Origin of the sequence: Lentzea xerophila, assembly GCF_051094245.1 — a bacterium.
GTDB classification, from domain to species: domain Bacteria; phylum Actinomycetota; class Actinomycetes; order Mycobacteriales; family Pseudonocardiaceae; genus Lentzea; species Lentzea xerophila.
Window position 1 is genome coordinate 4,310,766 of the sequence record NZ_CP194934.1, and the last position, 15,435, is coordinate 4,326,200.

Annotated in this window: 11 protein-coding genes and 1 tRNA gene; 6 read left to right on the top strand and 6 right to left on the bottom strand. The window is 69.9% G+C overall.

Translation table 11 applies throughout. The features are described 5' to 3' along the window. Positions 1-24 precede the first annotated feature (24 nt). On the top strand, positions 25-990 hold the full coding sequence (locus ACRSBM_RS20570; RefSeq protein WP_434445249.1) for a helix-turn-helix transcriptional regulator: 966 nt from the start codon (positions 25-27) through the stop codon (positions 988-990). On the opposite strand, the gene ACRSBM_RS20575 is transcribed toward ACRSBM_RS20570, so the two are convergent. After that, positions 944-1,609 carry a Clp protease N-terminal domain-containing protein gene (locus tag ACRSBM_RS20575; protein WP_434445250.1) on the bottom strand — a complete coding sequence of 222 codons (666 nt, stop codon included), beginning with the start codon at positions 1,607-1,609 and terminating at the stop codon, positions 944-946. The two genes, ACRSBM_RS20570 and ACRSBM_RS20575, sit on opposite strands and share 47 nt — an antisense overlap. Positions 1,610-1,702: 93 nt before the next feature. Between ACRSBM_RS20575 and ACRSBM_RS20580 the strand changes: the two genes are divergently transcribed. From ACRSBM_RS20580 to ACRSBM_RS20590, 3 genes are all read left to right on the top strand, one after another. After that, complete coding sequence (locus ACRSBM_RS20580) at positions 1,703-3,532, top strand: protein kinase domain-containing protein (protein WP_434445251.1); 1,830 nt, start codon at positions 1,703-1,705, stop codon at positions 3,530-3,532. Positions 3,533-3,539: 7 nt separating this feature from the next. Beyond that, complete coding sequence (locus ACRSBM_RS20585) at positions 3,540-4,277, top strand: SDR family NAD(P)-dependent oxidoreductase (RefSeq protein ID WP_434445252.1); 738 nt, start codon at positions 3,540-3,542, stop codon at positions 4,275-4,277. 113 nt (positions 4,278-4,390) lie between these two features. Further along, positions 4,391-5,725, top strand: a complete 1,335-nt coding sequence (locus tag ACRSBM_RS20590) for a glycosyl hydrolase family 18 protein (protein WP_434445253.1) — start codon at positions 4,391-4,393, stop codon at positions 5,723-5,725. Here ACRSBM_RS20590 and ACRSBM_RS20595 read toward each other — a convergent pair. Further along, a complete protein-coding gene (locus ACRSBM_RS20595) occupies positions 5,618-6,016 on the bottom strand; it encodes a DMT family transporter (RefSeq protein WP_434445254.1) in 399 nt (132 codons plus the stop codon). The genes ACRSBM_RS20590 and ACRSBM_RS20595 overlap by 108 nt on opposite strands. After that, positions 6,016-6,330, bottom strand: a complete 315-nt coding sequence (locus tag ACRSBM_RS20600) for a DMT family transporter (RefSeq protein ID WP_434445255.1) — start codon at positions 6,328-6,330, stop codon at positions 6,016-6,018. Before ACRSBM_RS20600 ends, ACRSBM_RS20595 begins: the two co-directional genes overlap by 1 nt. 51 nt (positions 6,331-6,381) lie before the next feature. On the opposite strand from ACRSBM_RS20600, the gene ACRSBM_RS20605 reads away from it, so the two are divergent. After that, on the top strand, positions 6,382-7,254 hold the full coding sequence (locus ACRSBM_RS20605) for a 5'-nucleotidase (RefSeq protein ID WP_434445256.1): 873 nt from the start codon (positions 6,382-6,384) through the stop codon (positions 7,252-7,254). Between the two features lie 348 nt (positions 7,255-7,602). Here ACRSBM_RS20605 and ACRSBM_RS20610 read toward each other — a convergent pair whose 3' ends face one another. The 3 genes from ACRSBM_RS20610 to ACRSBM_RS20620 form a co-directional block, all read right to left on the bottom strand. Continuing rightward, complete coding sequence (locus ACRSBM_RS20610) at positions 7,603-13,068, bottom strand: carboxyl transferase domain-containing protein (RefSeq protein ID WP_434445257.1); 5,466 nt, start codon at positions 13,066-13,068, stop codon at positions 7,603-7,605. Between the two features lie 234 nt (positions 13,069-13,302). Then, entirely contained in the window at positions 13,303-13,794 is a 492-nt protein-coding gene (locus ACRSBM_RS20615; protein ID WP_434445258.1) for a Gmad2 immunoglobulin-like domain-containing protein, read from the bottom strand. Positions 13,795-13,871: 77 nt separating this feature from the next. Beyond that, positions 13,872-13,955 (bottom strand) — tRNA-Tyr (locus ACRSBM_RS20620). Positions 13,956-14,197: 242 nt separating this feature from the next. Between ACRSBM_RS20620 and ACRSBM_RS20625 the strand changes: the two genes are divergently transcribed. Further along, positions 14,198-15,415: an ATP-binding protein gene (locus tag ACRSBM_RS20625; protein WP_434445259.1), complete on the top strand. Its 1,218-nt coding sequence runs from the start codon at positions 14,198-14,200 to the stop codon at positions 15,413-15,415. Positions 15,416-15,435 lie beyond the last annotated feature (20 nt).

Genomic DNA, 15,435 nt, shown 5'->3' on the forward strand with positions numbered 1-15,435 from the left:
CACTTTTAGCGGAAACCTGGAGACATGCGCGCAGACCGACTGGTCGCCACCCTGCTGCTGATGCAGGCTCGCGGCCGTATCACCGCCGCGGAGCTGGCCGAGGAGCTGGAGGTCTCCAACGCCACGGCCCGCCGCGACCTCGAAGCACTGTCCGCGGCGGGGGTACCCGTATACCCCCAACCGGGGAGAGGCGGCGGCTGGTCGCTGGTCGGTGGCGCCCGCACCGACCTCAGCGGACTGACCTCGGCGGAGGCGCAGGCGTTGTTCCTGGTCGCGGGCCCGGCTGCCGCCGTCGCACCGGAGATCAAGTCGGCGCTGCGGAAGCTGGTGCGGGCGCTGCCCCAGACGTTCCGGGGTGACGCCGAGGCCGCCGCCGGAGCGACGATCGTCGACACCGCGGCGTGGGGTGAGGACACCAAGGACAGGCCAGGGCTGGTGACGATGCTGCAGGAAGCCGTCGTGCGGCAGGTGCAGGTCCGGCTGACCTACCAGAAACGCGGTCAGGCGCCGGAAGGACGCGTGGTCGACCCGTGGGGGCTCGTCGACAAGGACGGCACCTGGTACTTCGTCGCCGGCACCCGTGACGGCCAGCGCACGTTCCGGCTCGACCGCATCGTCGGAGCCACGCTCACCGGCGTGCCGGCTTCGAGGCCTGCCGATTTCGAACTGGCGGGCGCCTGGGACGAGGTCGTCACGGCGGTGGAGCGGAAGCGGTCGGAGACCAGGGCGGTCGTGCTCGTGCCCGCGAAGTTCCTGAAGATCTTCCAGCACCAGCACGGCCGTCACTGCACGGTCGTGGAGGACCAGGGCGAGCAGGTCAGGGTGGAGCTCACCGCGCCCCTCCCGCTCGACATCGCCCGCAACGTCGCCGGATGGGGTGGGCTCATCACCGTCGAGTCGCCGGAGGTGGAGGAACACCTGGCGCGCATCGGCGCGGAGCTCGTCAGCCGATACCCGCGTGCTGCTCCAGCCGAGCCAGCCGAGCCATGATCATCTCCAGGACCTTGGCCGCGTCCGGCACGGCCTGCTGCTGCTTCTTGAGGTGGACGATGCCCGCGAGCGCCGTCTGCACCGCCCGCCGCGTCGACTTGATCTCCGCACCCAGCTCGCGCAGCTCCTCGCCTCCCTTGCCGTTCGGTTCGGCGACGATGCCGAGCAGGAGGTGCTCGCACCCCACGTAGTTGTGCCCCAGCGCGATGGCCTCGACGACCGCGAGCTCCAGCGCGGCGGCCCCGTCGTCGGCGAACCCCGGCTTCTGGCCGATGTCGGCGGGGATGAAGGAGGGCAGGCCTCTCGGGTTGATGTCGATCGCGCGGAGCACGTCGAGCGCCAGGTTCTCGCCCTCGGTGACGATGCCGTTCAGCAGGTGCGCGGTGCCGATCTTGGTACCTTCCGCGCACTGTGCGGCGATCTGGAGGGCCTTCCATGCCCGGGCGGTGAACTGCTGGGCCTTCTCGCGGGCGAGATCGTCGACGGTGAGCCCTCTGATCGCGATGATCCGCTTGACCGAGCCTTCGAGCGCCCGCTGACAGATCGCCGAGACCGGGATGTTCATGTCCTTCACGGACTCCGCGAGCTCATCAGGCAGGTAGACGTTGATTTTTGGCATAACCCCATAGATACCCCTAAGTGGGGTTATGGTCAACCGCGCACGCGGCAACCGTCACACTTGTGGGTGATCAGAGGGGACGGGAGCGCACACGTGGAGGACAGCAGCAGGCTCATCGGGGGCCGCTACCAGTTGAAGAAGAAGGTCGGCCAGGGTGCGATGGGGGTCGTCTGGCAGGCCTACGACGAGCAGCTGCACCGCGTGGTGGCGGCGAAGGAGCTGCTCGCGCTGGACGGCCTCGACGACGCCAGGGTCGACCGCGCGAAGGCCAGAGCCATGCGCGAGGCCCGCCTCGCCGCACGCCTGGAGCACCCGAACGCCATCCGCGTCTACGACGTCGTGGAGGAGGACGGCAACCCCTGGCTGATCATGGAGTACCTCCCTTCCCGCAGCCTCGCCGCCGTGATCGCCGAGCAGGGCACGCTGCCACCCCGTGAGGTGGCCCGCATCGGGTGCTACACCGCCGCCGCCCTCGCCGCCGCGCACCGCCACGGCATCCAGCACCGCGACGTGAAGCCCGGCAACGTCCTGATCGGCGACCAGGAAGTCAAGATCACCGACTTCGGCATCTCCCGTGCCACCGGCGACGACGGCACGGCGACCGCGACGGGCACCGTCGGCACGCCCGCGTACTTCTCCCCCGAGGTCGCCCGCGGCGAGGACGCCGGTCTCCCCTCCGACGTCTTCTCCCTCGGCGCCACGCTCTACACGGCCGTCGAGGGCGGCCCGCCGTTCGGCACCGCCGACAACCACCTCGCGATGCTGCACCGCGTCGCCGGCGGTTCGATCATGCCGCCGGCCAACGCGGGCCCCCTGCTGTCCCCCGTGCTGTTCCGGCTGCTCGCCACCGAGCCCGAGCGCCGTCCGACCATGCAGGAGGCCGTCCACCTGCTGGCCGCCGTCGTGAACGAGACGCCGCAGGTCTCCGAGGCGACCGTCGTCATCCCCGCGACCGTGCAGCTCCCGGCCGAGGCCCAGCCCGGCGAGAAGGCGAAGCAGGACGCGGCGGCAGCGGCCGCCGGGCTGGTCGCGGGCGCGGCGGCGTCCGAGGCCGCCGGGTTGACGGCCCCGCCGGCGCAGCCCGAAGCCGCACCCGAGGCGGCACCGGAACCAGCTCCCGAAGCAGCACCTGAACCAGCGTCCGAAGCGACCCCGGAACCGGCCGAAGAGCCCGCCGACGCGCAGAAGGCGCCGGAAGAAGCGCCGCCTGCCACCCCGGAGCCGCCGGTCCGCCAGACCGTCGTGGCGGGCGGCGCGACCGCCGTCGCCGTTCCACCGGCACCTATCCCTCCTGCCGGCACCCCACCTGTACCCCCAGCGCCGACGGAGGAGAACCGCCGCAAGTTCCCCCTCGTCCCCATCGCGATCGTCATCGTCGTGCTGGCCGTCGGGATCGGCTCGTTCCTCCTGTGGTCCAGAACCAACGACAACCAGGCGAACAACCCTGGCCCCGCCGGCAACTCGAGCACCAACCCGACCGCGGGTCAGAGCACCGGCCAGACCCAGTCGCAGACGCAGTCCCCGACGCCGACCGAGACGCCGTCACAGCCGCAGTCCACCCCGCAGACCAACCCGCCGGCGAGCACACCGGACCAGAGCCAGACCCAGCAGCCTCCCGCGGGACCGAAGAACGCCCAGGAGGCGATCACCGCCTACTACGCGCTGATCCCGGGCAACCTGGAAGCCGGCTACGCGACGCTGACCGACAAGTTCAAGGCGGCACGTACGCCGTCCTTCCAGACGTACCAGTCGTTCTGGAGCCAGTACACCTCGGTACGGCTGTCGAACTTCGTCCCGCAGGGCGACAACGTCGTGACCGTCACGCTGCAGTACATGCAGGGGGCGAACGTCTTCACGACCGAGACGCACACGTACACGTTCGTTCAGCAGAACGGCAAGTGGATGATCGACAGCCAGGCATGATCGTCACATGACCCGACGCGCGCTCGTCACCGGAGCCTCCCGCGGCATCGGTGCCGCCATCGCCCACGCCCTCGCCGCGGGCGGCCACCAGGTCGCCCTGCACTACCGCTCCGGCGCCGACGAGGCACAGGAGGTGGCCGACAGCCTTCCCGGCGGCGGCCACGTCACGGTCCAGGGCGACCTCGCGGCGAACCAGGCCGAACAGGTCGTCACCGAGACCGTCGAGCAGCTCGGCGGTCTCGACGTCCTGGTGAACAACGCGGGCATCTACTTCCACCACCCGATCACCACGACGAGCTTCGACGAGTGGCAGGACGCCTGGCGCCGCACCATCGAGCTCAACCTGTTCGGTCCCGCCGACCTCACCTGGCACGCGGTCCGTCACATGACGGCGGGCGGCCGCATCGTCAACGTCGGTTCGAGGGGTGCCTACCGGGGTGAGCCCGATGCCCCCGCGTACGGCGCGGCGAAGGCCGGTCTGCACGCGATGACCCAGTCACTCGCCCAGTCGCTGGCCCCGCGGGGCATCGCGGTCGCGGGCGTCGCACCGGGGTTCGTGCGGACCGGCATGGTCACCGATCTGCTCGACAGCCCGGCGGGCGAGGCGATCCGGGCGCAGAGCCCGTTCGGCCGCGTCGCCGAACCCGGCGAGGTCGCCGCGGCCGTCGCCTGGCTGGCGTCCGAGGACGCCACCTGGGCCAGCGGCACGATCATGGATGTGAACGGCGCCTCCTACCTGCGCTGACTGTCCCGGAGCCTGACCGGAACCAGTTCCGGTTCCGAGTCGATCTTCCGGCAACCGGTCTAGACCACTACCGTCGCGGTGGGCGCTCGACGAAGTGGAAGGCAACCCCTGCAATGCGTTCACTCCGATCCCGCCTCGGTGCGGCCGGCCTCGCGCTGGCCGCCGCCGCGGCGACGATGACAGTCATGGCGCCTGCCGCGCAGGCCGCCTATCCCCCAGGGTTCAAGAGCGTCGGCTACATGCCGTCGTGGGCAGGCAACGTCAGCACGATCCAGTACAGCAAGCTGACGCACATCAACTACTCGTTCGTGCTGCCGAACGCCAACGGCACGCTCCAGGGCGTTCCCGACCCCGGCAAGCTGCAGCAGCTGGTGAGCCTCGGCCACCAGAACGGCGTCAAGGTCTCGATCGCGGTCGGCGGCTGGAACAACGGCAACGACGACAACTTCGAGATCCTGGCGAGCAACGCGAACAGCCGCACGACGTTCGTCAACGCACTGGTCAACCTCGTCAGCCAGTACAACCTCGACGGCGTCGACATGGACTGGGAGTACCCGGATCCCGGCGTCGAAGGCGACAACTACACGCTGCTGATGCGCCAGCTCGGCGACCAGCTGCACAGCCGGGGCAAGCTGCTCACCGCGGCCGTCGTCTCCGGGGGCGGCACGGCGAACGGCGTGCAGCCCGCGGTGTTCGGCATCGTCGACTGGCTGAACATCATGGCCTACGACGGCGGCAGCCCGCACGCGAACTACGACTGGTCGATCAACTCGGTCAACTTCTGGAAGAGCCGCGGACTGCCCGCCGGCAAGGCCGTTCTCGGTGTGCCGTTCTACAGCCGGCCGACCTACATCTCCTACCGCGACCTCGTCGCGCAGGACCCGGCCAACGCCAACCGCGACTGCTACAACGGCAACTGCTACAACGGTGTGCCGACGATCAAGCGCAAGACGCAGTGGGCCCTGTCCAACGCGGGCGGGATCATGAACTGGGAGCTCTCCCAGGACACGACCGGGAGCACCAGCCTGCTCAACGCCATCTGGGAGACCGCGTCCGGCGGCACCCCGAACCCGCCCACCGGCAGCATCACCGGTTTCGGCGGTAAATGCGTCGACGTGGCCGGTGCGAACTCCGCCAACGGCACCGCGGTGCAGCTCTACACCTGCAACGGCACCAACGCCCAGCAGTGGACCCGCAACGGCAACACGTTGCGCGCCTTGGGCAAGTGCCTCGACGCGTCGGGCACCGCCAACGGCGCGGTGACGCAGCTGTGGGACTGCACGGGTGCGGGCAACCAGCAGTGGACCGCCGAGGCCAACGGCCAGCTGCGCAACGTGGCGTCAGGAAGATGTCTCGACGCCACCGGCAACAGCTCCGCCGACGGCACCAGGCTTCAGCTCTGGGACTGCGCCGGCACCGCCAACCAGCGGTGGACCGTCAACGCCTGATTTCAGGAACTTCAGGCCGATGACGCAGGCGATGATCCCGGTGAGGAACACGATCTTCCACACGGAGACCGCTTCCGCACCGGTGATCATCGCCCACGCCACCGTCAGCGCGGCGCCGATGCCGACCCACACGGCGTAGGCAGTCCCGACCGGAATCCGTTTCATGCCAATGGAAAGCCCGACCATGCTCACCGTCGCCGCCACCACGAAGACGACGTAGGCCCCCTGGGACAGCGCGGTCGCCCAGACCGCTTCGAGCACGGCGCTTCCCAGCAACACCGCCCAGTACATCAGCTCACCACCTTCAGGCCCGCGACGCAGCCGATCAGGGCGACCAGCAGCAACGCCCTCGCGAGACCGAGCCTCTCCTCCCGCCGCACCACCGCGACGAGCACCGTGAGCACGGCTCCCACACCGACCCACACCGCGTACGCCGTGCCCACCGGGATGCCCCGCATCGCCCACGCGAGACCGACGACGGACAACGTCATCGACACGGCGAACACCACCACCGGCCACGGCCGGCGGAAACCCCGCGACGCCGCGAGCGCCGTCGCCCACACCGCCTCCAGCACACCGGAAGCCACCAGCACCACCCAGTACATTGGTACGACCGTACCAGAAAGGCTCCGCGCGGGCCGCTACGATCACGAACCGTGGCCCCCAGCCTGGAGAACCTGCTGGTCGTGGGCGTGGCGTCGAGCGCACTGTTCGACCTCACGCAGTCCGACGCCGTCTTCTCGTCCGAGGGCGAGCAGGCCTACCGCGCCTACCAGGAAGCGCACCTCGACGAGCCGTTCGCGGCCGGTGTCGCGTTCCCGTTCATCCACCGGCTGCTGCGGCTCAACGCACTGGGGCCACTGGTCGAGGTGATCGTGCTGTCCCGCAACTCCCCCGACACCGGCCTGCGCATCCTGAGGTCGGCAGCGCACCACGGGCTCACCATCACGCGCGCGATCTTCACCGAGGGCCGCGCGCCGTACGAGTTCATGCCGGCGTTGAACATGTCGCTCTTCCTGTCCGCCAACGGAAAAGACGTCCGCAAGGCGACCCTGGCCGGCCTTCCCGCGGGCCAGGTGCTCAAGTCGTCGTTCCAGGACGACGACGATCCGGCGCTGCGGATCGCGTTCGACTTCGACGGCGTGCTCGCCGACGACGCGTCCGAGCGGATCTACCAGACCGGCGGCCTCGACCGGTTCCAGCAGCACGAGGCCACGAACGTCGTCACACCCCTGGATCCCGGACCGCTGCGCGACTTCCTCGCCGGCGTCAATCGGATCCAGCGCCAGGCCGAGGACAGGATCCGGGTGTCGGTGGTGACCGCGCGGTCCGCCCCGGCGCACGAACGGGCAGTCAACAGCCTCAAGGCGTGGGGGCTGACGGTGAACGACGCGTTCTTCCTGGGAGGGCTGAAGAAGGCGCCGATCCTGGACGTGCTCAAGCCGCACATCTTCTTCGACGACCAGCGCGGGCACCTGATCCAGACGGTGCCGTGCGTGCACATCCCGTTCGGCGTGTCGAACGAATGATCAGCCGTTCCTGTGGCGTTATGGCCGTAGTGAGAGTTCCGCGAGCACTTGACTAGTAGTGCGAACTGGGCGACGCGCAGGACGACGAGACCGATTCCGGCTGGCGTTCGCCGACGGCCGGAATCGGTCTCGTCGGTCAGGGGTGCCTGCGCGGTCGTACCGGTAGTCGACCACTCGACGACGAACCCGGCGTCGTGCAGGGTCGCCACCAGGCTCGGCTTCGAGGCGGAAGTCTGCGCGGCGTCGCACGCCACGCGGACGGCTGGCACGACATGCACCGGCACGCCCGCCTGCGAACGGACGAAGCCCGGCCATCCAACGGATGACCGGGCTCCTCTCAAAAAACACTCAGCCCGCGAGACCGTCCTCGATCGCCTTGATGATCGCCGGCCGCAGCTCGGCGGCCGAGATGATCGCGTCGACCGCCCCGACCTCGACCGCGCGCTGCACGCTGTGCACGCGGTCGAACTCGGCGGCCATCTCGTTCAGCTTCTCGGTCCGCACCGACTGACGAGTCGACGCCAGGTCGGCGGTCAGCGCCGCGCGTTCGGCACCGGAGGCCTCGGCCACCGCTGACTCGAGCTTCTTCACGCGCGGGTCGTTGGCCGTGCGGCCGTCGACCTCGCGGGCGAACACCACGGCCGCGGCGGGCGCGCCGCCGATGACCGAGGCGAAGGAGCCTTCGACGGCGAGCACCGTCATGGACGGGTTCAGGGCCTTCGAGAAGACCACGAACGCGCCGCCGTGGTACCGCGAGATCACGGTGAACACGATCGGGCCGCGGAAGTTGACGATCGCGCGGCCGATCTCGGCGCCGTACTCCAGCTGCAGTTCCCGCATCGACTCCGGCGAGCCGTCGAAGCCGGACAGGTTCGCCAGCACCACCAGGGGCCGGTTGCCCGACGCCGCGTTGATCGCGCGGGCCGCCTTCTTCGACGACTTCGGGAACAACGTGCCGGCGGTGTAGGTGTCCGGGCCGTCGGTGGGCGGGAAGCCGTTGCGGGCCACGCCGCGCGACTCGATGCCCAGCAGCGTCACCGGGATGCCGCCGAGGTGCACGTCCTGGACGACCGCGGTGTCGGCGTCGGCCATGCCGGCCCAGCGCTCCAGCACCTCGTGGTCCTGGTCGGACAGCGCCCGCATGACGGTGCGGATGTCGAACGGCTTCTTGCGGTCCGGGTTCGCCTCGACCGAGAAGATCTCGCCGACCGTCGTGAACGGGCTGTCGCCGACCACGTGCGGGTAGCTCGACACGTCACGCGACGACGGGTCCGAAGTGGACACTCGACGCGGGCCCGCCTCGCCCGGCGCGATGTAGCTGTGCTCGTAGTGCGCCAGCAGCACGTCGAACGCCGACCGCAGGTTCGGGGCCCAGTACTGCGCCTGGCCGTTCGGGCCCATGACGCGGTCGTAGCCGCCGATGCCGTAGTTGTCCTCGGCCGAGACGCCGCCGGAGAAGTCCAGCGCCTGCTTGCCGGTCAGCACCATCGCCGAGTCCGGGGTCATGACCAGGATGCCCTTGGTGTGCATGAGCATCGTGGCCTCGGCGTTCCAGTACGGCTGTGCGCCGACGTTGATGCCGTTGACGACGACGTTGATCTCGCCACCGTCCTGGGTGAACTCGACGATCCGCTTGAGCGCCGCGGCCACCCAGTCCATGTTCTCGACACCGGAGCTCATCGAGATCTTCGCGCCGGACGACAGCGAGAACCACTCCAGCGGAACGGAGAGCTCCTCGGCCAGGTCGATGGCGTGGATCACCCGCGAGCACTCGGGCTCGGCGAGCGCACCCAGCGACTTCGTCGGGTCGCCCAGCAGGACGACCCGCTTCATGCCCTCGGGGTACGCGGGCGTCGGCGTGGTCACCACACCGACGACGACGCCGGCCTTGTTGCCACCACGCGGGCGGTCGACGGGAACCAGCGCGCCGTCGACGAGGTCGTGCTCCACGAACGAGCCGCCCTCGCCGACGAGCATGTCGACCAGCTCGTACGGGTAGATCGTGCCGCGCGACTGGGCGCGCAGGACGTTCTGGCGGTAGTCGTCGAGCGGCTGGATCGGCTCGGACGGCGGCTGCACGAACGAGAACCGCACGCCGGAGCCCGCGTCGTTCGCGATCCGCACACCGATGTCGGTGAGCTCACCGGACACCGGGTCCTTGCGGCGCGCCAGGAACAGGACCTCCTCCAGGTCGAGGCCCGTGGTCGTCGGCAGCACGCGCTGGCCGACCGCGTCCAGGTCCTTCGACGACAGGTCGGTGGGCGGCCAGGCGTAGAGCACGACCCGGTTGGTCGCGAGCCGGGTCCGGCCACCGGACTGCGCGCGGGCCCGCCGGATGCCGTCGAGGCACGTGGCCAGGACGTCCTCGGCGGCGGGCAGGGCGACGATCCGGCCCTCGTCGTCGCGCAACGGCGTCAGGTCGCGGACCTGGCCCAGTGCGACGAGACGCTCGTCGGACTTGTTCGCCTTGGCCACGGCGCGGAACAGATAGACGTCCTCGTCCACAGAGGACAATCGCGTGAGGTCGAACTCCCGCAACCGCTCCAGCTGCATGCGTTCGGCGATGCGCGGGTGCAGCCCGCGCACCAGCATCTCCTCGGCGAACCCGTTGGACGACGGGCGGAACGTGAAGTGGTGGTGCATCGACTCGCCGCGACGGCCCGCCACCGTGGTGGTGATGCGGGTGATCGTCGGCGGGAGCTGGTGCGCGGCCAGCGCCGCGCCGAGACCGGCGGCCATCTCGTCCTGGTCGGACGGACCGTCGGCCCAGTTGACGTAGAGGTCCGCGACGACCGCGCTTCCGTTGCCGTGCTTGACGACGTCGCCGATCGCGTCCGACAGCGCCGGGAACTCCACCGCGGTCGACACGAGACGGGTCTGCTCCGGCTCGTTCTCCGCGATGAAGAAGGCGCCGCTGACGCGCGGCTTCTCCAGCGCCTTCTTGGTGTAGTAGCGGCGGGCCAGCACCTCCAGCAGCGGAGTGTTGTCCGCGCCGGGCTTGCCGATGCGCTGGCCGAGCAGGCGCACCAGCGGTTCGGCCGAGGCCACCATCGCCGCGATCCGCTCCTCGCGGTCCGCCGCCTGCGGCTGGGCGTCGAGGTGGATCAGGTGCTTGCGGACCTCGCTGTGCACGCGGGCACGGTTGCGGCGCACCAGCGGCTGGGCGAACCACGTGAACACGACGCTGCGGGCGAGGTCGGCCACCTGCGGGTAGCGAACCTGCGTCGCGGCGACGATGTGCTCCAGCACCAGACCGATCCGCACCTGCTCGGACTCGACGGGCGGCGCCTCCTGCACCCACTGGCGCAGCAGGGTCGTCGCGACGACCGCGTCGAACACACCGCGGCGCAGCGCCACGAAGACGCGGAAGACGGCCTGCTCCAGCTCGGGCGTGCGGTCGAGCTCCGCGATGCCGTAGTGGCCGATCACGTTCCGCAGGCGGGCGCGGAAGCCCTCCGGCAGCGCGGCGCGGTCGGCGTCGAGCGTCTTGAGGTAGGTGTGGAAGTGCTCGCGCGGGGAGTGGATGTGGTTCTCCGGCTTGGTCTCCTCGCCGGCGGGACGGTTGCGCGAGAGGTCGCACAGGTCGGCGAAGATGCCGAGCAGCTTGGCCTCCTCGACCAGCGGCCGCTCGTGCAGGTCACGCCGCGCGCCCATGTAGTCCGCCAGCACCCGCTCGGTGTCCGCGGCGGTCGTGTCGAAGCCCAGCAGCAGGGCCCGCAGGTCCTCCTGACCACGAGCGACGAGCTCCTCGGGCCGGACGTCCGTGCGCGGCGCCGGCAGTTCCAGCTCGACCTTGGACTCGGACTTCTGCACCTCGGCGGCGCCGGTCTCGTCCTCGATCTCGTCGAGCTTCAGCAACGCGCCACCGGCGGGCACCTGCGTGCCGACGACGACGTTGAGCTCCTTGAGGCGGGCGCGGAACGGCGCGCGCAGCACCGTCTCCATCTTCATCGCCTCGAGCACCAGGACCGGAGCACCGGCCTCGACCTCGGCACCGACCGCGAGCGGGGTGGCGACGACGAGAGCGGGCATCGGCGAGCGCAGCACGCCGCCCTCGTCACGGGTGACGCGGTGGGTGACCCCGTCGACCTCCACCTGGTGGACCGGGCCGTGCGTGCCGGTGACGACGCGGAACCGCGTGCCGTTGACGGTGATCTGGCCGATCTGGTGGTCGAACCGCTCAACGTCGACGTCACCGGTCAGCACGGTGCCCGAGTCGGCGGCGGACACGCCGACGCGGTACTTGGCGGCACCGACGCGGGCGACGTTCACGACGTACGGCTGGCCGCGCAGCACGAACTCCAGCTTGCGCGCGCCCTCGTGGTTCGTGCGCGGCTGGCCACCGCGGGCGGACGCGAGCAGCTCGGAGCGGTTGATCTGCTCCTCGTCCTCGTACACCTCGATGCCGGCCGCGGCCAGGGCGATCGCGGAGTGGCGGTGCGAGATCAGGCCGCCGTCGGCGCGGACGCGGTCGATCCACGAGGTGTCGGCCGAGCCGTCGATCACGGCGGGCTCGTCCAGCAGGTCCAGCACGAAGCTCTTGTTGGTCGTGCCGCCCTCGATGATGACCGTGGTCTCGGCCATGGCGCGGCGCAGCTTGCCCAGCGCCTCGTCGCGGTCGCGGCCGTACGCGATGATCTTCGCGATCATCGAGTCGAAGTCGGCGGGGATCTGCGAGCCCTCGGCGACACCGGTGTCGACGCGGATGCCGGGGCCGGCCGGTAGCTCCAGCCGGACGATCGTGCCGGGGCACGGCGCGAAGTCGCGGTCCGGGTCCTCGGCGTTCAGGCGGGCTTCGACGGCGTGGCCGAGCTCGACGGGCTTCTCACCCTCGAGCCTGCCGCCACCCGCCACGTGCAGCTGCGCCTTGACCAGGTCGAAGCTCGTGGTGATCTCGGTGATCGGGTGCTCGACCTGCAGGCGGGTGTTGACCTCGAGGAAGGCGAAGAGCTTCTCACCGGGGTGGTAGAGGAACTCGACGGTGCACGCGCCGCGGTAGCCCACCGCGTTCGCGAGCCGCTCGGCCGAGGCCTTCAGCTCGTCGACCTGGTGTTGCTCCAGCACGCAGGACGCCGACTCCTCGATGATCTTCTGGTTGCGGCGCTGCACCGAGCAGTCGCGGACGCCGAGCGCCCACGCCGTGCCCTGACCGTCGGCGATGACCTGCACCTCGACGTGCCGGGCGCCGGTGACGAGGCGCTCCAGGAACATCACGCCGGAGCCGAACGCGCGCTCGGCCTCCAGGCTGGTGCGCTCGAAGTTCTCCTCCATCTCCTCGGGAGACGTGATCTTGCGGATACCCCGGCCACCACCACCGGCGGTCGCCTTGAGCATCAACGGGTAGGTGACCTCCTCGGCCACCTTCAGGGCGTGCTCGAGGTTCTCGACGGCACCACGGCTCCACGGCGCGACGGGAACGCCGACCTCCTCGGCGATCAGCTTCGAGCCGATCTTGTCACCCAGCTTGCGCATGGCCTCGGCGGACGGGCCGACGAAGGTGACCCCGACCTTCTCGCACAGTTCGGCGAACTCGGGGATCTCGGCGACGAAGCCCCAGCCGACCCACGCGGCGTCGGCCTTCGTCTCGACGAGGGCGGACTCCAGCACCTCGAGGTTGAGGTACGGACGATCGGCCGCCAAGCCGAGGTTGTAGGCGAGGTCGGCTTCCCTCACGAAGGGCGCCGACTTGTCGACATCGGTGTACAGGGCGACGGTCTCGATCCGTTCCCCTGACTCGGCGGCGAGCTCACGGACGGCGTGGATCAGCCGCATTGCGGCTTCTCCGCGGTTGACGATCGCTACACGACTGAACAACGACTTGACTCCTCGCGGACATAACGACCTCAGCGGCAGTCGCCGCCCAATCGATGTACACACTCTCCTCTACTACCCGGTAGGAAAACCGCTAGATCGAAGCGAGTTGAGCAGCGTGGTTTGTATGAAACCAACAAGCCACCAGGTCCTCGGCACAGCTTCACTTGAGCCCGTGTCCCAACTCACGGCCGAGCCGGTGACCACGGACGGTAGCGCCGTGGTCACCGGGAGCGGTCAGGACTGGGGAACGCGGATCACGCTTCCCGGACTGATCACGTTCGGGTCAGTGATGACGTGGGGGTTCGCCCGCACCAGCCGGGTGTAGAGGTTGCCGGCACCGTAGAAGTGCGTGGCGATCGCCCACAACGTGTCGCCCGCCTTGATCGTGTACTCCTGGTAGACGCGGTAGCCGGGCACGATCCGCGGCCCGTACACCACCGGCACGATGACCTTGTCGAGCTCGGCGCCGTCCTTCGGCGACACCCAGAACACCTCGACGAAGAGCCGGTCGAGCGCGAAGGACGCACCCGACACGTCGGCCTCGACGTGGAACTGGCCGTGGCCGCCGACTCCGTCGCCCGCCATGAACCCGCCGACGACCTCGTCGTGCCCTTCGTGGATCCGGTAGTTGAACTGCGCCTCGAAGGCCCCGCCCGCGGTGCCGGCGATGTGGACTCGGCTCCCGACCAGGCCTAGCGGCCGGGGCTGCTGGATGTCGATCGACATGATTTCCCCTTCCCTCGCCGGTAGGTCGTGCGGAGGAAGGGGGTCGTTGCCGGGGTTCACCCCGGTGGCGCAACGGCTGGTGGTGGAGGTCGGAGTCGAACCGACTTCGCGCGAGGCTCCCGTTTTACAGACGGGCGGGGCTCCACAGCCCCATCTCCACCATTGTCCGGCGATTTTCCGAGCGCACGAAAAAGCCGCCCTGACCCGCTGTGCGCGGGTGGGCGGCTCTCGACGTCGATGAGGCCTTACGGCGTCACGACGGAGAGCCTGAGCTGGGCGGATAGCTGCGATAGCGACGCATGCGGACCACCTTGCCGGACCGTTTCCGCCACCGCCAGCCATTTATCGAGGCATTCGAGAGAAACGGGGTTCCACGCCGGCGCGATATCCAGGCGTGAGGGTCGTGGGGCGTGGTCGGGAGCTCGCCGCGGCACGGTCGTGGCTGGCGGCGGACACCGGACGGCTGGTGCTCTGCGGCGGCGAACCGGGCATCGGCAAGACCCGGCTGGCCCAGGAACTCGCCGGGCACGCGCTCGCGATCGGCCGGGAGGTCGTGTGGGGGCACTGCGTCGAGACCGCCGGTGCGCCCGCGTTCTGGCCGTGGCGGCAGGCGCTGCGGGCGGCCGGAGCGGACCCTGACCTGGTGCTGGCGCACGACGCCGAGGTGCCGCAGGACCGGTTCCGGGTGTTCGACGCGATCGCGACCACGCTGGACCGCGACGGCCTGGTGATCATCGTCGAGGACGTCCACTGGGCCGCTTCTTCCGCGAGGTCCTCGGGCCGGTCCTCACCCGCGTGCTCGGCCCGGAGCCGTCCGGCGCGCCCGCGGTCACCGGGATGGAGGTGCTGCGGGAGTTCGTCCCGGCCGCCGCCGAGCAGACCGGTACAGCCGCGTGTTCCGGTGCCGCGGGTTCCGCCTGTCATGACCGGGCCGGCCTGCTTGGATGTCGGCGTGACCGTGTACGACGTTGCTCGTTGCCTGCCCGCCATCCCGGAACTGCGCGCGCTGTGCCGTGCGATGGCCACGTTGGACGTCGTGCTGAGCCCCGACGACGAGGAGCGGTACCACCTCTACGACACCGCGTGGGCGCCTGGTGAGGAGATGGCGTCCATGTACGACGGCGCGGGTAACGAGTACTCGGTGGTGTTCACGGCCGCGGGGGCGTACGTGCGCGGTTTCGACCACGAGTCGCCGATGAGTCCTTACGCCACCGACGACAACGAGCCGTGGCCCGGCGTTCTCGACACCGTGCCCGACGTGTTCCGGGAGTGCGTGAAGGAACCCGCGTTCTCCGATGGGCCCGACACGCCGTGCGTCACGGTGTGTCTGTGGCGCGAGCACGGCGACACCGTCTGGCGGCACGGAGAAATCGCCTTCCCCGACGGAGACCAGGACGCGGACGGGGCCGACTGGCTGTTCGCCCTGTTGACCGACCGCACGCCCGAGGCGTTCCGGGAGTGGGCACAGGACTACTACGAGCAGCCGGTCGACCTCGAGGCGGTGCGGCACATCTACGCCGGGCAGCCGCTGACCGAGGCCGTCGTGACCGCGCTCAACCCCGCCACGACACTGGCCGCCGTCGCCGACCTCGTCGTCGCCACCGGCTACCCGATCCGCTGACCGGCAGCGAAAAGGGCTCC